General features: G+C 45.0%; 1 pseudogene. It reads right to left on the bottom strand.

The features are described 5' to 3' along the window. A pseudogene (locus tag ACFIK8_RS12135) lies at window positions 1–240 on the bottom strand (phage tail protein); the annotation flags it as partial.

Genomic DNA, 240 nt, shown 5'->3' with positions numbered 1-240 from the left:
TCGATCAATGAGGTAACAAAAACGTGATGAAAAATCCGCACGTAAGATAAGGCTTTTTTCGCTGTTTTTGCCTCCTGTATCAGAAATCGCAATCGCTTGCAGTTTTTCAGCGACTCGTTCAAGTGCATCCACAACACGGTTTTTGGCATTGTCAACCTGACCTGCACTATAAATAAGCCGGAGCCAATAAAATCCTAGTCTCCACCCCTCAATGACCACATGCATGCGCAAGGCATGCAC

This window comes from Bartonella sp. MR168JLCBS (genome assembly GCF_042194175.1).
This window is presented reverse-complemented; position numbering and strand designations above follow the sequence as displayed.